Source organism: Pleomorphovibrio marinus (assembly GCF_003347495.1).
GTDB lineage: Bacteria > Bacteroidota > Bacteroidia > Cytophagales > Cyclobacteriaceae > Pleomorphovibrio > Pleomorphovibrio marinus.
Genome location: NZ_QCXY01000002.1, coordinates 70,925 through 92,271, shown reverse-complemented (window position 1 = coordinate 92,271; position 21,347 = coordinate 70,925). Strand labels below are relative to the sequence as shown.

Genomic DNA, 21,347 nt, shown 5'->3' with positions numbered 1-21,347 from the left:
CAGGTAGGAAAGCCTTATCAAAAGGTTGGTGAATTTCTTTGAATAATCAGCAGACAATTAGAGTTGGAGACAAACTCTTTCTGAACCCACGGAAAATGAGAAATTAACCGTGGTTTACCTCCCCACCTCACCAGTAGGAGGTAAAAAAAGTAAGGGGATAAAATCAAGAATTTGGAGAAAATCCAGAAAAACCCCTACCATTAAAGAAAACTATAATTATATTTGACAACATTTGATAGATTTGGTCCCAATCCAATGGCATTATTTGGTGAGTGCAAATTTTTGCCACATCTACGAATTCTGAAAGAGGATTGACAAAATTGTTTAAATCACATACCAGGAAATGAGGGATGCTATTCGGTAGCAGGATTTTGAAATTATATTTCAAAATTTTCTTAATTTGAATCATAGTAAGTGCTTTTGCTATTTGGTGAAAATTGTCTCTTCCTGATCGAGGAGGGTTTGCTTCCTACTTCCCCAACAATAACCTATATTTTAAAAATGTTTAAGTTGTGTTTTATACAGCATGAAAATTTTATTTGTAATTATTTTATTATTGTAATATTTATAAATCTACTACCATGTTATAGTATAAATATTTATCACAAGTAATATTTACTATTTTTTGAGTTTAAATTAACTTAACAGAAATGAAAGAACAAAAAAACATCTGTATTGACATTTCCAATGTGATTCCAGGAAAGGGTGGTGCTGGAGGAGGCATAACTACCTATGCGATTAATTTCGTAGAGAACCTGGATTTAATTTTAGAAAATGAGTACTCCACCGTTTTTTGTTTAAAAAATACCAAGCTGGATGGTTTGACAAATTTAAAAAACATTAAAGTGATAAACATTTCATTGAATAATAATGATTTTTTTTCTAGAATGTTCTGGCTTCAGGTGCGACTGCCATTATTTTGTGTTTATCGAAAAATAGATTTATTACACCGTGTGATCCCAGAAATGCCTAGGATAAAGGTATGCAAATATATTGTTACGGTTCACGATTTCATGTTTGATTTATACCTCTTAAATCCCCACCTTAAAAAATATTTAAAAGTAAAAAATAAGTTTAAATTTTATTTTTTAAGGCATTTAAGTAAGTCAGCAATTGGTATAAGTGATTTTGTTATTGTTCCGGCAAAAGCTATTAAAAAAGAGTTAAAGCAGAAATTTAATATTAGTGAGAAAATAATTGTCATCCAAGAAGCCTCAAAAAAGTCCAACCCGATAAAAAAAGTTAATAATAAACAAAAATCCCCTTTGAAGATTGGGGTTATAGCTGGGTTTTATCCCCATAAGGGGCATTTTAAAGTTTTAGATCTTGCAAAAAGATTTTTGGAGTCTGGTTTCAGTGAATTTCAGATTTATTTTCGTGGAAGCAAAGTATTCAAAGATTATGTCTATGATTTGGAAATGAAAATTATTGAAATGCAATTAGAGGAGTATGTACATTTTGAACCCTTTAAGGACAAAATATCCTTGGCTGAAATATATTCTGAGTACAAATTAGTGTTGTTATTGTCGGAATATGAGGGTTTTGGATTGCCTGTACTCGAAGCACAAGCCCATTCAGTACCGGTTGTTTGCTCCGATATTCCTATATTTAAAGAGAATTTAAAAGATAGCGCAATTTATATTGATAATGATTTTTCTGAAGAGAACATTTCTAACTTGATTGAAAAATTACATGATGAAGAGTTTATGGAAAACATTGCAAGCCGTGGCAATTTAAATGCTAAGCAATTTTCGTGGAAAAAAATGGCAATGGATACCTTAGACTTATACAACAGATCGATTTAGTGATTTTTCATATGATTATAATTTGTTTTTTAAAGGCCATATGGAATCTCGCAGTCTATAATCATCCCTACCATTGACATATTACTTTAAATCAAATAATTTATTAATTAAATACAAACTTTTAAAGCTACTTCGCTGCGAGCGTTGCGAATTCGTTGCGCCCCCCTGAAAAAACTCAGGGCAGGGCTGCGAGAAACTAAATGTCATTTCCTTTCTGTAAATGCCTATTTTTAATACTCCGTGTGAGGTTCTCCTCATGCCCTGACTGTCGTCAGGACAGGCTCGATTTCATGTGTTTATATTTGTTTCTTATTGGTCACATAGCCTGCCCCGGACTCGCTTCGGGGGAATCTCGCAACGATAATCATCCCAGTGTGTGACGTGCTCGTCATGCCTGACTGCCGTCCAGGCAGGCTCGATTTCATAACAAATTTTGGCTGAGGTAGCCTTGGATAAAAACAAGGAATCGGATGTAAAGTTTTATCAACTTGGCATCATTTCCATCATCCTTGTCTCCAAATGTAGCTAAGTTGGTTAAAGGTTTATAAATCATACTTTCAAACAGGAGAAGCCCATCAACACTCTCCCATCTATTTGGGAGGCCTTATATATGATCAATTAAAAACGGCTTTCCTCCCCACACTTTTTGAAATACCTGAAAGCCCAAATACTTAATAACGAAAGCAAAAACTCCCTCTTCCTCTTGAATTTGCCCAAAAAGTAACGATATTCAGCCTCTACTAAACTACAAATAGCTATGAAAAACACATCAATCCTTTTAGGTATCCTCCTGGCCTTGGTTTGGGTTGGACAAAAAGAGGCCTTTGCCCAAACCAATATGGAGGAGTTCTTGGCCAAGTGGGAAAACGGAAAACAGTTTACCCTGGAAGTGGTGGACAAAATGCCCAATGAACTCCTGGACTACAAGCCCCACGAATCTGCTATGTCCTTCCGGGAGCAAGTGACGCATGTCGGGGCCAGTATAGCCAATATGTCCAAAGGGTTTTTAAATGGTGCTGATATGCCTTTTGATCCAGGTGCAAAACCGGAAAGCAAAGAAGACATCAAAAAATTTATCAGTGCCTGCTATGATTATGGCAGGGGTACCATCAGCTCCCTTTCCGAAGCTGAATTAGCCGAGGAAATCGAAACCTTTGTTGGGAAAATAACAAGAAGGCAAATGATCAGCTTTATAGATGATCACGCCACCCATCACAGGGGTGCTGCCATTTCTTATATCCGTTCCAATGGGATTACTCCTCCAGGTTTCAGGGGGTCTTGATTATTCCTGGATATCTTCCAGCTCGTATTTAAGAGTCCTTCCTTTTTCTACTGCCGGCAGGCCTTCGGTCATCCACAGTGGTGCAGGGCTGTCTTTAAGATAGTGGTCAAAAAACTGAGAAAGCCGAATGGAAAGATCCTTTCGGTTTTTTCTTTTCCGCAAATTGTGGGCCTCGTCGTTATACACCAAAAGCCAAGATGGAACGTCGTTTCGTTTTAAGGCCATAAAAAACTCTATACCCTGGTACCATGGCACGGCTCCATCCGCATCGTTGTGCATGATAAGTACAGGAGTGCTGACCCTGTCAGCATAGAACAAGGGGGAGTTTTCTAGGTAGTGCATGGGCTTTTCCCAAAGCGTTCCTCCTATTCTGGACTGGGTCTGTTCATACTGGAACATACGGCTCATTCCGGTTTCCCACCTTATGCCCCCATAGGCCGAAGTCATGTTGGCCACAGGTGCCCCTGCTCCTGCTGCCCTAAACATGTCCGTTTGGGTGATCAGGTAAGCCACTTGATAACCACCCCAGCTTTGGCCTTGGATTCCGATTCTGTCCACATCTACGTAACCTTCCGCTAATACCTTCTGTACGCCTGGAACGATGCAGTTGTAGGCACTTGGACCCGGAAGTCCCAAATCGTATTTGATATCGGGCACAAATACCAAATACCCGTTACTTACAAAATAAGGAATATTGATGGTGGATGCTGAGGGTGCTGGAGAAATGTAACGATGAAGGTTATCGGACCTCCTTTCATAAAAATAGACTAACATGGGATACTTTTGGGAAGGGTCAAAGTTTTCTGGTTTATACAGCATCCCCTGTAGCTCTGAGCCGTCATTGGCCCTGAAGTCCAGCAGCTCTACAGTCCCCCATAACCTTTCGCCCTGTTGAGGGTTTGTTTTTGCCAGAGACAACTCCTCTTTTAACCCGAGGTCACTGGCATATAAAGTGGGTGATTCCTCAAAGGTACTCTTTGTATAGATTACCCTTTCTGAGGAATCTGCTTTGCTAAAACCTGAAAACCAGGCATCTTCGAAAATTAGCATTTCAACGCGCTTATTTCCCTTCCAATCCACCTTTGCATAACCTGCTTTTTTGCTCCTTTCCCCGAACACATTGAGATACAAGGATCCAGAACTGTCAATATAATCTACCGATTTGTCCAAGGCTTCCACCCTGAAAACATGCTTCTTTTTTCTCCCCTCTCCCCTTGTCAAATTGAGGGGGGATTTTTCCCCATTCGGATCCAACCTCCATATGTCAAACCGGTCATATACTAGTAAGGCCTTATCTTGCTCTAACCAATGAACAGGCCCGTATGGACCTGGATAGGATGGACTGTCATGAAACTCATCGAAGAAGTTGACTTTCAATTTACTGGTAAGGTCCACCTTCTTTCCAGTTTCAATATTATAAGAAAAATAGGTGCTGTCGGGGCGACTATACCAAACCACGAATTTTCCGGCCGGAGATAGGGTAGGGTTTCCCACTAGATTCTTTTCCACTAGTTTCTTTTCACCAGATTCAAGATCAACCAAATATACATCCTTGCCAATCTGGATATTCCAACTGTAGTTTCGCTTGTAGGACTTATCATCCTGGAGCAGCCCCACGTTTAGCTTCCTTTCCTTGTCAAGAGTCAATTCCCGGAAATTTTCATCGTGTATTTGAGTTACGCGACGGGTTTCCATATCCATGAGTCCCCAATAGGATTTCCTTTTTTCATCCTCCTTCTGTTTGAGCTGCATGGGTTGGAGGGTTTTGTCCTGCCATCCCCAAATATCCAGGGATACCCGTTCCTCTTCTAATATAGTACTGTCCTCTTCGTAAGCAAAAGTCTTGTATTCCTTGGTGACTCCAAAAAATAAGCGATTACCTTCCTTGGAAAATTCCGGGGTCATATACTGACTTAGCCTGTATCCATCCGCAAAAGAGCTTTCGTTGGAAGCAAGAAGTTTTTCGGCTTTTTCTCCTTTCTCATTTTGAAGGAACAAATGGAAAGAGGGCTTTTTGGCCTCTGCCGAGTCGTTACTGCCTACAAAAGCAAACATGGTACCATCTTCGCTAAACACCGGATGCCTGTACTGCATAGCTTCTTCATGAACCAACTCCTCCTCCCCATTTTCAAGGTTTAACATCCAGACACTCTCGCGTCGGATACTGTCCCTATTTTCCCGAAAAAAATACATGCGATTACCTGGGTGATCGAAACCATATCGTTTTACTTTTTCCACCCTGAATTCCCTGTTCCCATCCAATGCCCAAACCCTGAGTTTTGGTGTCTTTTTTTTCTCCTCCCCACTACCTTCCGTTTTCTCTGCTTGATCCAGCTCCATTGCTACCCAGTTTTCTCCTTCTTCGGGTATCTTGAATGATTTCAATTTAGGGAACTTCGTTAGGTGACCAGATGCCAGGTTCAGAATGAAAAGACTGTCTTGGGGCATTTCTGATGATTTAGTCTTCTTCAACTTCAACTGCCTTAGGCTGTCCTTCTGAACCTTGATACGTCCTACAGCATAATTACCTTTTGAAGTAAACCTCAAATCCTCCCCTCTTGGCAATATATAAATGGGGTTCGGTTCATTATGGCGGTAAATTTCAACTCTTCCATCCCCATCTTGCAAATTGATTTCTGCGCCCACAAATTCCCCATTTGGGGTAAGCACTGTTCTACCAAAGGATTCCCAATTGTCATAATCCCCATGTTTAAGTGAGGACTTATCCTGTGCGACCGTTATTCCTATAAATAGGATCAAAAAAACTAAAAGAGAAAAAAAAGACCTTAACTGCATACCCAAACCTGAATTTTTTATGGTAAATAAACAATTAATGAACGAACAGGCTCCTAAAAAAGGGACGAAATTCACCCTTATTTACATAAGCGGAATCCTCCTACTTCAAATTCAAAAACCCTAACGGAATAAAATGAAAGGGGCGACTTCTCCGAATAAAATTAATGGAAGAGATAGCAAATGATATTATTCTAAATCATAGGATAAAATAAATATTACAAAAGAATCATTCCACCAAAAAATTCTTGATTTTCGCGTGATTTTGAGAAATGGGTGAGGATACAAAAAAAAGCAGCCTTTAGTTTTGACAATTTGATAATTTTCTACCATCTTTATTTTCGATTACACAAATCCCCTAAGTCATTATGGATAAAATTTTAGATATTGACAACATAGACCTCAAAATCATCTCTCTTCTCAACGAAGACGCCAAGACACCTTATACGGAAATTGCAAAGAAGGTCTTCGTGTCTTCCGGAACCGTACACGTAAGGATGAGGAAGTTGGAAGAGATGGGCATCGTGAAAAGTGCAACACTTAATATCGACTTTTCCAAACTGGGATATGATATTTCTGCTTTTTTGGGTATATATCTTGAAAAAAGTTCTTTATATGACAACGTGATCGAAAGGCTCAAGGAAATTGCAGAAGTGATCAACGCATACTATACCACCGGAAACTACAGCATATTTGCCAAAATCATCTGTAAAGACACCAACCACCTCAGGGATGTACTCAACAAAATCCAAATGGTGGAGGGCATAGATAGGACTGAAACCTTGATTGTGCTGGAAGAAAGCATAAATCGACCTATTCAGCTCTTTCAGGAAAGCAATGGGAAGAAAGAGGAAGAAATTTAATTATTCAGATTAAATCTAAATAAACTATTTATTGTATTTTTGATGGATTGGATATGGATTTTCTCTCCTTCCTAAATTTCCTATATAAAGTCTTTTTAATTATTAAACCATTGATAAACAGATACTTGTACTTGCCATCCAATAGAACTTTACTTTTTTAAAACCCATTGTGAACATTATAATTTAGATAATCGTTGTATATTTGTATTTCAGCATATAATTAGTCTAAATAACTTGCTGTATGAGCAAAGACAACCAAATTTTAGAGGAATTCACTTCCAAAGAATATGAACATGGCTGGTCCGTAGATTACGAAGCCGATGAGGCTCCGCTCGGACTAAACGAGGATATCATCCGTTGGATTTCAGCCAAAAAAGAAGAACCAGAATGGCTTTTGGATTGGAGGCTTAAAGCTTTTAAAACTTGGGAAAAAATGGAAGAGCCCAACTGGGCAAACGTTAAATACCCCAAGCTAGATTTACAAAAAATCAGGTATTATTCCGCACCAAAACAAAAGAGCAAATCTAAATCGCTTGACGAAATAGATCCTGAGTTGTTGAAAATATATGATCGTTTGGGCATTTCCCTTAACGAGCAAAAGCGGCTTCAAGGAATAGCCGTGGATGCGGTATTGGATTCTGTTTCCGTAGGTACTACCTTTAAGGAGACCCTTTCCAAACTGGGCATAGTTTTCTGCTCCTTTAGCGAAGCTGTGAAAGAGCATCCTGACTTGGTAAAGAAGTACCTTGGCTCAGTGGTACCCTCCACAGACAACTATTACGCCTCCCTAAATTCTGCCGTTTTCTCTGATGGATCCTTTTGTTATATCCCTAAGGGGGTAAGGTGTCCCATGGAACTTTCCACCTATTTTAGGATAAACGCAGCCAACACAGGGCAATTTGAGCGTACACTGATTGTAGCAGAAGAGGGTTCGTATGTTTCTTACTTGGAGGGTTGTACGGCTCCCCAGCGAGACGAAAACCAATTGCATGCAGCAGTGGTGGAAATTTATGCAGCCAAGGATGCCGAGGTGAAATATTCCACTGTTCAGAATTGGTTTCCAGGTGACAAAAACGGTAAAGGTGGCATCTATAATTTTGTGACCAAAAGGGGGATTTGTGCCGGGGACAATTCCAAGATTTCCTGGACTCAAGTGGAAACTGGTTCCGCTATTACCTGGAAGTACCCTTCCTGTATTTTGAAGGGGGACAATAGCATTGGTGAGTTTTATTCCGTCGCGGTAACCAACAATTACCAACAGGCGGATACAGGAACGAAAATGATCCACATTGGCAAGAATACCCGCTCAAGGATTGTGAGTAAAGGAATATCCGCAGGAAAATCCCAAAATTCCTATCGTGGGCAGGTACAAGTAATGAAAAGGGCTACCAATGCCCGGAATTTCTCCCAGTGTGACTCCCTGCTAATGGGAGACAGATGTGGGGCGCATACTTTCCCCTACATCGATATTGCAAATTCTTCTGCTAAGGTGGAACACGAAGCCACAACCTCCAAAATCGGAGAAGATCAGATTTTCTACTGTAATCAACGGGGCATCGCTACCGAGGATGCTGTGGCACTTATTGTCAACGGTTATGCTAAAGAAGTGCTAAACCAGCTCCCCATGGAGTTTGCTGTGGAAGCCCAAAAATTGCTTGCCTTGACACTAGAAGGCAGCGTAGGGTAGTCTATTTTGTGACATTATTAAAATCAACATGCTTACCATAAAAAATCTACATGCCTCCATAGAGGGCACACCTATATTAAGAGGAATTAATTTGGAAGTTAAGCCAGGGGAAGTACATGCCATCATGGGTCCCAACGGTTCAGGAAAATCAACCCTGGCCTCCGTACTGGCTGGCAGAGAAGAATATGAAGTCACCCAAGGTGAGGTGACATTTAAAGGTAAGGACCTTTTGGAACTCAATCCTGAGGAAAGGGCTCGTGAAGGGGTATTCCTTGCTTTCCAATACCCAGTAGAAATTCCAGGAGTGAGTTCGACCAACTTCTTGAGAACTGCGGTAAACCAAGTACGAGAATACAGAGGTCAGGAGCCCCTGGATGCCGTGAAATTCCTCTCCTTGATGAAGGAGAAAATGAAATTGGTGGAAATTGACCAAAAACTACTCAGCCGATCACTAAATGAGGGGTTTTCCGGTGGCGAGAAAAAAAGAAATGAGATCTTTCAGATGGCCATTTTGGAACCCACACTTTCTATTCTTGATGAAACAGACTCTGGTTTAGATATAGATGCCCTCAAGGTAGTTGCCAATGGAGTCAACCAACTAAAATCAGCAGAAAAATCCACCATTGTGGTAACCCACTATCAACGCTTGTTGGATTACATAATCCCGGATTTTGTACACGTTCTTTTCGAAGGAAGGATAGTAAAGTCAGGGGACAAAAACCTGGCAATGGAGTTGGAAGAAAAGGGATATGACTGGATCAAAGAAGAGGTTGCCAACACCGCCGTATAAGTATTGGTCAAGTCTTTTCATTTTCTATTGAAACAAAGTTAACCACATGAGCGCTGTAACAAAAAAAGAAATTAGTGTCTCCTCCTCTTTTATGGATACCTATTTTGGCCACAAGCCTACGGGACCATTTGCTTCCCTGAGGGAAAATGCGGCTAAGGAATTGGCGCAGAAAGGTCTTCCCTCCACAAAAGACGAGGAATACAAATTCACACCCATCACAAAAAAAATAGAGTCGAGCATCACCAATTTTGGTCATGCCATGCCTACAAATGTGACCATTTCAGATCTTAAAACCCACTTCATTCCTGGGGTTGACACTTATACCCTGGTCTTCAACAATGGTATTTTGGATAAGGAGCTAAGTGGGGATTTGCCGGATGGAGTAAGTGCAAGACCTTTAAGTAGCCTAAGCGAAGAGGAGTTAACGGAAAAGATTGCCCTTGCGGAAAACAAGGAAACAGATCCTTATGCTACATTAAACCAGTTGGCTTTTCAGGATGGTTTGTTTCTTGAAATCAGGGATAAGGCGATATTGGATAAACCTATCCTGCTCCTTCATCTTATTAAGGCAGATAACCACGGGCAAACCATACACCCCAGATTAATAATAGAAACGGGTAAGTTCGTGGAGGCGACATTTATTCAATTAGTGGCATCCTTGGATGAGCAAATTACATTCTTGAATGGCTTGGAAAATGTTAAGGTGGGTGAAGGATCTCATATCCACCATCTTAAAATCCAAGATGAGGGCAAACAGGCTTTGGAGGTCTCCAATATGGTGGTGGATGTACCCAAGGATGCGACCTTTACTTCTTTTGTGCTGTCTTTGCAGGGTCAAATGATCAGAAACAACCTTACCCTTAACTTGCTTGACAGCAATTGTGAAGGGAACATGTTTGGTATATACCTGACAAATGGGCAAACACATGTGGATAACCACACCAATGTAGATCATACAAAACCCCATTCTGAATCCAACGAGCTCTACAAGGGGATATTGACAGATAAGTCGAGAGGGGTGTTTAACGGGAAAATTTTCGTGAGGCAGGATGCCCAAAAGACCAATGCCTTCCAGCAAAACAACAATATTTTGCTTTCTGAGGATGCTATCATAAATACCAAGCCACAATTAGAAATTTGGGCGGATGATGTGAAATGCTCCCATGGATGCACCACCGGCCAACTCGATGAGGAAGCCCTGTTTTATCTGCGTACCCGTGGAATCTCCAAGGAAAACGCAAAGGCTTTGTTGCTCTATGCCTTTGCCGGTGAGGTATTAGAAAAAATCAACCATGAGACTTTCAGAGAATACTGCGTACAACTTGTCCAACAAAGACTTGGAGGCCAAAATGGCTAAAACGGGCTTTGATGTTGATGACATCAGAGAGAGGTTTCCTGTCCTTCACCAAGAAGTCAACGGGAGACCTCTCGTATATCTGGACAATGCGGCCACTTCCCAGAAACCCCTGTCCGTGATTGAGGCGCTGAACCATTACTATACTACGGACAACTCAAATATTCACCGTGGAGCACATGCTCTCGCTGCCAGGGCCACAGACTACTATGAAAATACCAGAAAGTCGGTAAGTTCATTCCTAAATGCACCCAGCGAAGAGCAAATCATTTTTACCAAAGGAACCACAGAAGGTATTAATTTGGTAGCCTCCACCTTTGGGAGAAAGTTCATCCATGAAGGCGATGAGATCATCATCAGTGCGATGGAACACCACTCCAATATTGTACCCTGGCAAATGCTTTGTGCCGAAAAAGGGGCAACGCTTAAGGTTATTCCGATCACCGATGATGGAGAACTTATCATGGAGGAATACGAGAAGTTACTCAGCAGTAAAACTAAGCTAGTTTCAGTTTTGCATGTTTCCAATGCATTAGGTACTGTAAATCCCATGGAAAGCATCATTTCCATGGCACACAGGGCAGGTGCCAAAGTACTGGTAGATGCTGCTCAGTCCACTTCCCATTTCACAGTGGATGTACAAGCCTTGGATTGTGATTTCTTGGTTTTTTCTGCCCATAAATTATATGGTCCCACTGGCTTGGGGGTACTTTATGGCAAGAGGGAGCTGCTTGAGGAGATGCCACCCTATCAGGGGGGAGGTGAAATGATCAAAGAGGTGGACTTTTCCGGTACCACCTATAATGAAATCCCCTTCAAATTTGAAGCCGGCACCCCAAACATTGCAGATGTAATTGCCTTTCAAAAAGCATTGGAGTTTGTTTCTACTGTAGGGAAAGAACAACTGCTTGCCCATGAAAATGAGCTTTTGACCTATGCCACAGAAAAATTGGGAACCATCAAAGGGTTTATTCCAGTGGGCAAAGCCAAGCACAAGGTAAGTGTGTTAAGTTTTTTGATAAATGGCATGCACCCCTTTGATGTGGGGATGATGTTGGATGCGGTGGGAATAGCTGTCCGAACAGGTCACCATTGTGCCCAACCCTTGATGAAACGATTCAATATTGAAGGAACCGTACGTGCCTCCTTTGCTGTTTACAATACTAAACAAGAAATTGACGTGCTATATGTCTCACTTAGCCGTATTGCAAAAAGAAAGAATTAATGAATGACATTAAATCGGTACAAGAAGAAATTATAGAAGAGTTCAGCATACTTGGGGATGACAAGGAATCCACCATCTTTTACATTATGGAGTTGGGGGACAAACTGCCCCCCTTTCCGGAAGAGGAAAAGAAAGAGGACAATATCATAAAAGGATGCCAGTCCAAGGTATGGCTGATCACCAAGACGGAAGGAGACAAGGTAGTTTACCTAGCGGACTCAAACACGGATATAACCAAAGGGCTAATAAGCCTGCTGATACGTGTACTTTCCTACCGAAAAGCAGATGAAATACTTGATTCGGACTTGTATTTCATCGATAAAATAGGGATGGGAAGCATAATAGGTTCGCAGCGCTCCAACGGGCTGGCGGCTATGATCAAACAGATGAAGCTTTATGCCCTAGCCTACCAGTCCAAGTTAAATGCATAAACAGAATAACCATGGAGAAGGAGACGAAGCCAGAACAATTAGATACCTCGGCCTTAAAACAAAAGGTAGTTAATGCCATCAAGCTGGTATATGACCCGGAAATACCTGTTGACGTATATGAGCTTGGGTTAATTTATGAAATTACCGTTTACCCCGTAAATAACGTCTACATTATGATGACGCTCACCTCTCCCAACTGTCCGGCAGCGGAGTCCATTCCCGCCGAGGTGAAAGAAAGGGTGAAAGAGATAGAGGGCATAAATAATGTGGAGGTGGAGCTGACCTTTGACCCCCCATATTCTCAGGACATGATGTCCGAGGTGGCCAAATTGGAACTTGGCTTTTTATAATCGACTTACACAATACCTCATAATTAAATACTAATAATATATAAAGTTATGTATCCAGAAGAACTTATAGCACCCATGCGTGCAGAGCTTACAGATGCAGGTTTCCAAGAGTTCCGCACCTCCCAAGAGGTGGACGACCACCTAAAATCCCATAAAGGCACCACCCTCATTGTAGTCAACTCCGTATGCGGATGTGCAGCTGGTGCTGCAAGGCCCGGGGTGCGGTACGCTATTGACCAATCCGAGAAAAAGCCTGATGTTTTGGCAACTGTGTTTGCCGGAAACGACAAGGATGCAGTGGATAAGGTCAGGGAGTATGTTCTACCCTATCCGCCTTCTTCCCCAGCGATGGCCTTATTTAAGAATGGGGAGTTGGTCCATTTTATAGAACGCCACCATATTGAGGGGAGAAACGCTCAAATGATTGGCGACCATTTGGTGGAAGTATTTCAACATTTCTGCGAGTAACCATTAAGCCCCTTTCGGGGCTATGGCTTTCGTCCTTTGTGCTGGCAACTTACCGAAAAAATCAGTTGCAGATTAATATTTCGCATTTTGTCTTAATGAAGGTTTTTTTTTGGATTTCTTGTTAGATCCCCCAATTTCAGTATCTGTTTTTCGAGTTTTAATGCTATGAACTTTAATGGATAATAGGCGGACATGTAGTCCAGCTATTGAATATTTGGGGGAAAATTGCCGCTTATTTATTATCTTAAGGCGAATTTTAGAAATGCACCTAAGCACACATTAAAAAATAGTTAAAAATAAAAATATGTCAGATACTGCTAAGTTATCCTATAACGGAAAAGAGTTTGAACTACCAGTCACAGAAGGGTCCGAAAACGAATTGGCCATAGACATAGCCAAGCTAAGGGGACAGTCTGGAATAATTACCCTGGACCCAGGGTTTAAAAACACCGGATCCACCAAGAGCGCCATTACTTTCTTGGACGGTGAAAAGGGCATACTTAGGTACAGAGGGTACAATATTGAGGACTTGGCTGAAAAATCAAATTTCCTAGAGGTCTCTTATCTATTGATCAATGGGGAGTTACCCAACAAATCCCAATATGACAATTTTTGCCAGGAAATCACCATGCATACCCTGGTTCATGAGGACATCAAAAAAATATTGGGTGGGTTCCCTTCCGTAGCTCATCCTATGGGGGTATTGTCTTCCTTAATTTGCTCACTTACCGCATTTTACCCAAATTCTTTAGACCCAAACAACTCGGATAAAGAAATCAACCTCAGCATAGTCCGGCTAATGGCAAAGTTGCCCACATTCGCCGCTTGGGCGTACAAAAACAAGGTGGGACATCCTGTGAATTATCCTGACAACAAACTTGATTATTGCAGTAATTTCCTTAAAATGATGTTTGCACTGCCGGCAGAAACCTATGAGGCAGACCCTGTTATTTCCAAGGCATTGGATCAATTGTTGATCTTGCACGCAGACCACGAACAGAATTGTTCAACTTCTACGGTGAGGATTGTAGGTTCTTCACAGGCAAGTATTTATGCTTCTATTTCCGCAGGTGTCAATGCACTGTGGGGACCACTTCATGGTGGAGCAAATCAATCTGTTATTGAAATGCTCGAGGCAATCAAAGAAGATGGTGGCAACACCAAAAAGTGGCTGGACAAGGCCAAAGATAAAAATGATCCGTTTAGGCTTATGGGGTTTGGCCATAGAGTATACAAAAACTTCGACCCCAGGGCAAAAATAATCAAAAAAGCTGCAGATGATGTACTGGATAAATTGGGGATCGACGATCCCATATTGGAAATCGCAAAGGAACTAGAAGAAGCGGCACTAGGGGATCAGTACTTTGTGGACAGAAAACTGTATCCCAATGTTGATTTCTATTCTGGAATCATATATAGAGCCTTGGGCATACCTACAGATATGTTCACGGTCATGTTTGCATTGGGAAGGCTCCCAGGTTGGATTGCCCAGTGGAAAGAAATGAGGGAAAACAACGAACCTATAGGTAGGCCAAGACAGATCTATGTGGGGGCAACAAAAAGGGACTATAAAGAGATTTCAAAAAGATAACGCAGGTAAAAGCAGCCAATTGGCTGCTTTTTTTTTGCCAAATTTTCATTACTCTGCTCTTCATTTACATAAATAATATTTTTCTCATGGAAGGGTATTAGGTTTTTTCAAAACTTATGCCTACTTTTGTGCCTTAATTAATCGAAGTCATAATTTTTCTCGATTGCCGTGGGTTTCCTTGCTGTTGCTTAGTTAAAGGGATTTTGGAGACCGTGGCTTAGAGAAGTAAGGAAACATCATGGAACAAGAATTGTTATTTTCAGACCTCGGAGTCTCTGAAGAGATTTTGAAGGCAGTGGAAGATTTGGGCTATACCCATCCTTCCCCCATTCAAGCACAGACTATCCCTTCCCTTCTAGAGGGTCAGGACCTAATAGGCCAAGCCCAGACAGGTACAGGGAAAACCGCTTCATTTGCTATCCCAATCATCGATCAGGTGGATGAAAATTCGAATCATCCCCAAGCCCTAATCCTTTGCCCAACTAGAGAGTTGGCTGTACAGGTGGAAGGCGAGATTGTGAAATTGACCAAATACAAGCGCAAGATTTCATCTACCTGTCTTTATGGAGGTGACTCCATTGAAAGACAGATAAGGGACTTGAAAAAGGGCGTCCAAATCGTGGTAGGAACACCTGGAAGGGTAATGGACCATATTGACAGACGCACCTTAAAACTACAGGGAGTGGGCATAATCGTACTCGATGAAGCCGATGAGATGTTGGATATGGGATTTAGGGAGGATATAGAAACCATCCTTAAGTCCATGCCGGAAGAAAGGCAGACCGTCTTTTTCTCCGCAACCATGCCCAAGCCCATCTTGGATTTGACCAGAAAATACCAAACTGACCCTAAGATTGTCAAGGTATTGAGGAAAGAGCTTACTGTGGAAAACATTTCCCAGGTTTACTACGAGGTGAAGTCCCCACTAAAAATGGACTTAATCACCCGGCTGATCAACCTGAACAGTTATTCCCTAAGCTTGATCTTCTGTAACACCAAAAGGGTAACCGACGAAGTTACAGAAGAGCTTATTGCAAGGGGTATCCAGGCTGAAGCACTTCATGGAGACCTTTCCCAAGCACAGCGTACAAAGGTAATGAACAAGTTCCGCAAGGGCCATTGCTCGGTACTCGTAGCCACAGATGTGGCAGCAAGGGGAATCGACGTGGAAAATGTGGAAGCAGTATTCAACTACGACCTACCCCTGGACGAAGAAAACTATGTTCATAGAATCGGAAGAACAGGTAGAGCCGGCAAAAACGGTACCGCTATCAATTTTGTGACAGGTAGAAGAGACCTGGGTAAAATCAACGACTTGGAACGATTTATCAAAACCTCCATCGATAAAATGGCTCCTCCATCCGTTGACGAGTTGCTCGAAATGAAGAAACAGCAACTGATCAAGGACGTGTATAGGATGTTGTCCATCGAGGAAGATAACCAAGTTTACGAAGAAACCATCGGTAAAATGCTTACCGAAGGGCTTAGCATAGAACAGCTTGCCATCGGCTTGATGAAATTACAACTGGCCCCTGCGGTTAAGGAGCTGAAAGAGGTTGACTTTAATGTGGACCTGAGCAGCAGAGGCCGTAAGGAAGACAGAGGAGGCCGAAGAGGCGGGAGAGAGCGTGACAGAGGTGACAGAGGTGGCCGTTCCGAAAGGAAAGGCAAACGACCTAGAAAAGACCGAGATGCTCATATGGAACGACTCTTCCTTAATCTAGGTAAAAAAGACAGGATCAGGCCAAACGATATTGTTGGAGCTATTGCTGGTGAAACGGGAGTTCCCGGTGGAAGTATCGGCGGTATAGATATATTTGAGAACTTTTCCTTTGTGGATGTGCCAAAGAAGGACGTAAACCACGTCATCAAGGTAATGAACACAAACACCATCAAAGGCAAGCCCGTGAATTTTGAGATTTCTAAGGGCTAAAACCTGAAATAGGCTGAAAAGCATAAGGCGCTGTAGTGTTACAGCGCCTTTTTTTGTATCCTTTCTGCTAGCCTCTCCCCTATTTCCAGGAGTCGGGTACTTTCCTCCTGGCTGAACTCATAGGGATCCTTTTTGGCAATCCCAAGGGTTCCAAACAACTCCCCCTTATACAGGAGGGGTACCGTAATTGCCCCTTCTACCTTGGTATCCTTTGCTCCCGGTCTTACCACCCCGGAATCATCCGTCTGCAAGTTACAAACCTGCACCGCCTCCCGGCGTTCGGCAGCAATTCCTGCCATCCCCTTGCCGATGGGAACCTCTGACATTTTTGGGAGCAAAAAATCTGGGATCCCATGGCGGGCTTTAAGATGAAGAATTCCACTAGGGATATCCAGCACATGGATCGTCCCAGTGGTACAGTCAAAATCCTCCAATACGGAAAGTAATAACTGATCAAAGTCAATGCTTTTGGCCTCTAGTTGCTCTTGTGTTTTCATATGTCTATATTTTCTTTTCAACGGCCACATAGCCTGCCCCTGCCTGCCCCGAACTTGTTTCGGGGGAATCTCGCATCTCCCCGATAGCTATCGGGGCATCCCAGTGTGTGACGTGCTCGTCATGCCCTGACTGCCGTCAGGACAGGCTCGATTTTATGTCTTAGGTGTAGCAATGTGATTAGTTATGGGTAAAAATAACAAATGAAGCTTTCACATTAACCTAAAACACATCAAATTCTGTAAATTAGTAGAAAATTACATGGACATGCAATGGTTTTTTCAAGAGGACATGGCTGGAGACCTATTCGTTTTAGACCAGCAAGAATCAAAACATATCAGCAAGGTATTGAGGAAGCCTATTGGGGAATTGGTTCACTTCACCAATGGGAAAGGCTCACTTTTTACCTGCAAGATTGAGGACAATAATCCCAAAAAGACCCAACTCAGAATAATAGAGCAACAGTTTTTCCCCAAAGGGGAATTTGATATTCACCTTGCCATAGCCCCTACCAAAAACATGGACCGTATAGAATGGCTAATGGAAAAAATCACTGAGATTGGGGTAGATGAGATCACTATTTTACAAACCGAGAATACCGAAAGGATTCAGGTGAACCTTTCTCGTTTGCAAAAAAAAGCGATAAATGCATGCAAGCAGAGCCGCAAAGTCTGGTTGCCTACTCTTAACGACATCACCCCTTTTGGTGAATTCATCCAAGACTCTGCATTTAATAATCACCAAAAATTCATCTGTTTTGTGGACGAAAAAATACCCGGTCACCTTTTCCATATGGCCCAGCCTGGCCATTCCTATCTGGTGTTGATAGGCCCGGAAGGCGATTTTGGGCCCACAGAGATACAAACTGCTTTGAAGGAAGGTTTTCTGGCATGCAGCTTGGGCAAAAGTAGACTGCGTACCGAAACCGCCGGGCTGGTAGCAGTACACAGCTTACAATTGGCAAATTTTGCACTTTAACCCCATCACCAAAACTATATAAATATGAACGTACATAATTACTTTCTGATAGGCATGTTCCTTTTTTTAACCATCGGGTGCCAGGTATCCCATCAAGAAGACTCCCAAGTGGCAGTCGGGCCAGGGGGGTGGCTAAAAGGGAACTCTGATGAAAAGTTTGACGAGGTAGCTCACCAATTGGGCGGATTTAGCAGGACCATGGTAGAAGTTGGTTACAGGTACAGTGAACTCTACTGGGCAGGCCAGGACGAAAACTGGAAATATGCCGAACATCAAATCGAACACATCTTAGAGGCCATGGAGGACGGCCTAAAACGAAGACCTGAGCGAAAACCTTCCAGCACCGAATTTATGGAGGAAGTCCTGCCTAAAATGGAAGAGCTCGTTGACCAAGGGGATAAGGCAGCCTTCTTGGAAGGCTTCAAAACTTTTACCGCTTCTTGTAACCAGTGTCACAACCAGGAAGGGGAAGAATTCATCGTTATAAGGGAACCGCAAGAAAGAACCTCCCCTGTGCGGTTTAGGTAGGTCCTTTTATCCAGCGAAGTTATTCTGATAGTAAAGCTTTGCTTTCACCAGGTCTTCCGGAGTATCTATAGCTACTGCCTGATGTTCGGTGAGGATCATTTTGATCCTTACCCCGTTTTCCAAAAGCCTTAGCTGTTCCAACATCTCAGTTTTTTCGAGTATGGACTTTTCCCATGAAGTGAAACGCATAAGCATCTGCTTTTTGTAGGCATAAATGCCTATGTGCCTAAAAAAACGGGTCTCCGCAGCAGAATCACGTATATATGGAATAGGCGAACGGCTAAAATAAAGGGAGAAATATTCTTTGTCCACTACCACCTTTACGATGTTGGGGTTTTGGATTTTCTCCTTTTCCGATAGGATTGCCATTAAAGAAGCCACTTCCACTTTGGGATCCTGAAAGGCTGCTACGAGTGAGTGCAAGGAACCCTTATCCTGAAAAGGTTCGTCACCCTGCACATTGACAATAACGTCGGCCTCAATTTTTTCGGCAGCCTCGGCAATTCGGTCGGAACCACTTTCATGTTCCTTTTGACTCAGGAATACTTCGCCTCCTTCTGCTCGAATCACTTCTGCTATTTCCTCATGATCTGTGACTACAACCACCTTGTCAAACACCCCCGTAGCCATAGTACTCAAATAAGTCCGGGCAATAAGAGGTTTACCGCAGAGGTCTGCCATCAATTTAGCGGGAAATCGGGTTGCCCCAAAACGGGCGGGGATGAGGGCTACAATTTTCATGGTTCAAAAATTCGGGATAATTACTTTTCCCAACAAAATTAGTAATTTAAAAGACCCATAATATCGAAACCAAAATTTGTTAGCAAAAATTAACCTTCTTCGATATATTTATAAAACTCAAATTTAATGGATATGTTAAGACTTTATTTCCCCATCTTGATTCTTGGTTTAGTGTTCCCTCTATTTTTATTTGGCCAGGCTGAGCCAACCTTTGTAAATCAACATTACGAGAAGACGGAACACAGGATCACCATGCGGGACGGTGTGAATTTACATACCGTAGTGTATTCCCCTAAGGACAAATCAACCGAATACCCAATACTCATGCAGCGCACCCCATATAGTGCTGGTCCCTACGGGGAAGGCGATCTGCGGCCGGCCATAGGGCCTTCTCCATATCTGATGGAGGACAAATACATTATCGTCTATCAGGACGTAAGGGGAAGATGGATGTCCGAAGGGAAATATGACAACATGAGGCCCACAGTGGCAGATAGAGAGGACAATCCGGACGCCATTGATGAGAGTACCGATACCTTTGACACCATAGAGTGGTTGCTGGAAAATGTGGATAACCACAACGGCAGGGTAGGAATGTGGGGAATAAGTTACCCAGGATTTTATTCTGCTGCTGCCTTGCCTTTCGCCCATCCAAACTTAAAAGCGGTATCCCCCCAGGCACCCATTGGGGACTTCTATTTTGACGACTTTCATCACAATGGTGCCTATTTCCTGAGTTATTGGTTAGCAACCTCTGTCTTTGGGTATCAAAAAGAAGGCCCCACGGACAAACCTTGGTATGAAATGGTGGACCCGGGTACCAGAGACGGTTATCAGTTCTTTATGGACATGGGGCCTTTAAAAAACGCTGACAAGTTTTACGGTGAAGATAATTTCTTCTGGCAGCAATTAAAGGAAAACCCGGACTATAACGAGTTCTGGCAGGAACGAAGCATCATTCCCCATTTAAAGGAGGTAACACCCGCGGTAATGACCGTAGGGGGGTGGTTTGATGCGGAGGATTTATATGGCCCCCTTACCATTTACAAGACCATAGAAAAAAACAACCCCGGTATTTTCAATACCTTGGTAATGGGCCCTTGGTCTCATGGAGATTGGTCCAGGGAATCTGGTTTCCAAAAGGTGTCCAACATTTACTTTGGTGATTCAATTTCTACCTGGTATCAAAAAAACGTAGAATTCGAATTTTTTGATAAATTTCTTAAAGGAAACGAAGATCCCGAGCTACCCGAGGCCTTCATGTTCGACACTGGTAAAAAAGAATGGAAAAAATTCGAGCATTGGCCACCAAAGGATGCCGTAAAGGCCAATTATTTCCTAGGAGATAAAAACAGCCTGGGAAGGGCGGAACCACAATCTGCAGGGTACTCAGACTTTATTTCTGACCCCCAAAACCCAGTGCCTTACAGTCAGGACATTAAAATGAATTTCACCCCCAGAAAATACATGGCCGATGACCAGCGGTTCGCCTCAAGAAGACCGGATGTGTTGGTCTTTGAGACTGACCCATTGGATGAGGACATAACCATTGCGGGGGAAATGATGGCAAAGCTTTTCGTTTCCACCTCAGAAACGGATGCAGATTGGATTGTAAAGTTGGTAGATGTGTATCCTGGTGACACCGAAAACCACGAGTATGTGCAGGAAGGCCAGGAATTGAGCCACTATCAACTTAAGGTGCGTTCAGAGGTGATCCGAGGCAGGTACAGGGAAAGCTTCTCTGACCCGAAACCATTCACTCCGGACAAAGTGACGGCAGTCAATTTTCAATTGCAGGACGTGTTTCACACCTTTAAAAAAGGACATAAAATTCAAGTTCAGGTACAAAGCACATGGTTTCCACTCATTGACCGAAATCCGCAAAAGTATGTGGAAAACATCTTCAAAGCCACTGAGGAGGATTTTGTCAAGGCCACCCATAAGGTCTTTCATGCCAAGGACTTCCCCAGTAGTTTGGAAGTTCAGCTACTGCCCCAATAGGTTCTCTTGATCTTATTTAAACTTAGTTTAAA

18 protein-coding genes are annotated in these 21,347 nt (G+C 42.5%); 15 read left to right on the top strand and 3 right to left on the bottom strand.

What is annotated here, in order from left to right:
- The first annotated feature begins 650 nt into the window (after positions 1-650).
- Together DB520_RS06425 and DB520_RS06420 are read left to right on the top strand one after the other, a co-directional pair.
- Complete coding sequence (locus DB520_RS06425) at positions 651-1,805, top strand: glycosyltransferase family 4 protein (RefSeq protein ID WP_114748883.1); 1,155 nt, start codon at positions 651-653, stop codon at positions 1,803-1,805.
- A 757-nt stretch (positions 1,806-2,562) separates the two neighbouring features.
- On the top strand, positions 2,563-3,087 hold the full coding sequence (locus DB520_RS06420; RefSeq protein ID WP_114748882.1) for a DinB family protein: 525 nt from the start codon (positions 2,563-2,565) through the stop codon (positions 3,085-3,087).
- On the opposite strand, the gene DB520_RS06415 is transcribed toward DB520_RS06420, so the two are convergent.
- Entirely contained in the window at positions 3,088-5,883 is a 2,796-nt protein-coding gene (locus DB520_RS06415) for a S9 family peptidase (protein ID WP_114748881.1), read from the bottom strand. It lies immediately after the preceding gene.
- Between the two features lie 365 nt (positions 5,884-6,248).
- Between DB520_RS06415 and DB520_RS06410 the strand changes: the two genes are divergently transcribed.
- The 10 genes from DB520_RS06410 (at position 6,249) to DB520_RS06365 (ending at position 16,572) form a co-directional block, all read left to right on the top strand.
- Entirely contained in the window at positions 6,249-6,743 is a 495-nt protein-coding gene (locus DB520_RS06410) for an Lrp/AsnC ligand binding domain-containing protein (protein ID WP_114748880.1), read from the top strand.
- Between the two features lie 241 nt (positions 6,744-6,984).
- On the top strand, positions 6,985-8,430 hold the full coding sequence (gene sufB / locus DB520_RS06405; protein WP_114748879.1) for a Fe-S cluster assembly protein SufB: 1,446 nt from the start codon (positions 6,985-6,987) through the stop codon (positions 8,428-8,430).
- 28 nt (positions 8,431-8,458) lie between these two features.
- Positions 8,459-9,220 carry a Fe-S cluster assembly ATPase SufC gene (gene sufC, locus DB520_RS06400; protein ID WP_114748878.1) on the top strand — a complete coding sequence of 254 codons (762 nt, stop codon included), beginning with the start codon at positions 8,459-8,461 and terminating at the stop codon, positions 9,218-9,220.
- Positions 9,221-9,266: 46 nt separating this feature from the next.
- On the top strand, positions 9,267-10,577 hold the full coding sequence (gene sufD / locus DB520_RS06395; RefSeq protein WP_114748877.1) for a Fe-S cluster assembly protein SufD: 1,311 nt from the start codon (positions 9,267-9,269) through the stop codon (positions 10,575-10,577).
- Positions 10,570-11,799 carry a cysteine desulfurase gene (locus tag DB520_RS06390; RefSeq protein WP_114749396.1) on the top strand — a complete coding sequence of 410 codons (1,230 nt, stop codon included), beginning with the start codon at positions 10,570-10,572 and terminating at the stop codon, positions 11,797-11,799. Before sufD ends, DB520_RS06390 begins: the two co-directional genes overlap by 8 nt.
- Positions 11,799-12,230 (top strand): SufE family protein, encoded by a 432-nt coding sequence (locus DB520_RS06385; protein WP_114748876.1) that lies wholly within the window; start codon positions 11,799-11,801, stop codon positions 12,228-12,230. Before DB520_RS06390 ends, DB520_RS06385 begins: the two co-directional genes overlap by 1 nt.
- 11 nt (positions 12,231-12,241) lie before the next feature.
- On the top strand, positions 12,242-12,580 hold the full coding sequence (locus DB520_RS06380) for a DUF59 domain-containing protein (RefSeq protein ID WP_114748875.1): 339 nt from the start codon (positions 12,242-12,244) through the stop codon (positions 12,578-12,580).
- A 48-nt stretch (positions 12,581-12,628) separates the two neighbouring features.
- A complete protein-coding gene (locus DB520_RS06375) occupies positions 12,629-13,048 on the top strand; it encodes a BrxA/BrxB family bacilliredoxin (RefSeq protein WP_114748874.1) in 420 nt (139 codons plus the stop codon).
- Between the two features lie 304 nt (positions 13,049-13,352).
- Positions 13,353-14,639, top strand: a complete 1,287-nt coding sequence (locus DB520_RS06370; RefSeq protein WP_114748873.1) for a citrate synthase — start codon at positions 13,353-13,355, stop codon at positions 14,637-14,639.
- A gap of 238 nt (positions 14,640-14,877) precedes the next feature.
- Positions 14,878-16,572, top strand: coding sequence for a DEAD/DEAH box helicase (locus tag DB520_RS06365; RefSeq protein WP_114748872.1), 1,695 nt, complete (start codon positions 14,878-14,880; stop codon positions 16,570-16,572).
- Positions 16,573-16,610: 38 nt separating this feature from the next.
- Here DB520_RS06365 and DB520_RS06360 read toward each other — a convergent pair whose 3' ends face one another.
- Positions 16,611-17,069, bottom strand: a complete 459-nt coding sequence (locus tag DB520_RS06360) for a GAF domain-containing protein (RefSeq protein ID WP_114748871.1) — start codon at positions 17,067-17,069, stop codon at positions 16,611-16,613.
- Positions 17,070-17,334: 265 nt separating this feature from the next.
- Here DB520_RS06360 and DB520_RS06355 point away from each other — a divergent pair, with 265 nt between their 5' ends.
- Positions 17,335-18,045, top strand: a complete 711-nt coding sequence (locus DB520_RS06355) for an RsmE family RNA methyltransferase (protein WP_114749395.1) — start codon at positions 17,335-17,337, stop codon at positions 18,043-18,045.
- 24 nt (positions 18,046-18,069) lie between these two features.
- Positions 18,070-18,573: a hypothetical protein gene (locus DB520_RS06350; RefSeq protein WP_114748870.1), complete on the top strand. Its 504-nt coding sequence runs from the start codon at positions 18,070-18,072 to the stop codon at positions 18,571-18,573.
- 6 nt (positions 18,574-18,579) lie between these two features.
- Here DB520_RS06350 and kdsB read toward each other — a convergent pair whose 3' ends face one another.
- Positions 18,580-19,314: a 3-deoxy-manno-octulosonate cytidylyltransferase gene (gene kdsB / locus DB520_RS06345; protein ID WP_114748869.1), complete on the bottom strand. Its 735-nt coding sequence runs from the start codon at positions 19,312-19,314 to the stop codon at positions 18,580-18,582.
- 126 nt (positions 19,315-19,440) lie between these two features.
- Here kdsB and DB520_RS06340 point away from each other — a divergent pair, with 126 nt between their 5' ends.
- Positions 19,441-21,315: a CocE/NonD family hydrolase gene (locus DB520_RS06340; RefSeq protein WP_232834869.1), complete on the top strand. Its 1,875-nt coding sequence runs from the start codon at positions 19,441-19,443 to the stop codon at positions 21,313-21,315.
- Positions 21,316-21,347 lie beyond the last annotated feature (32 nt).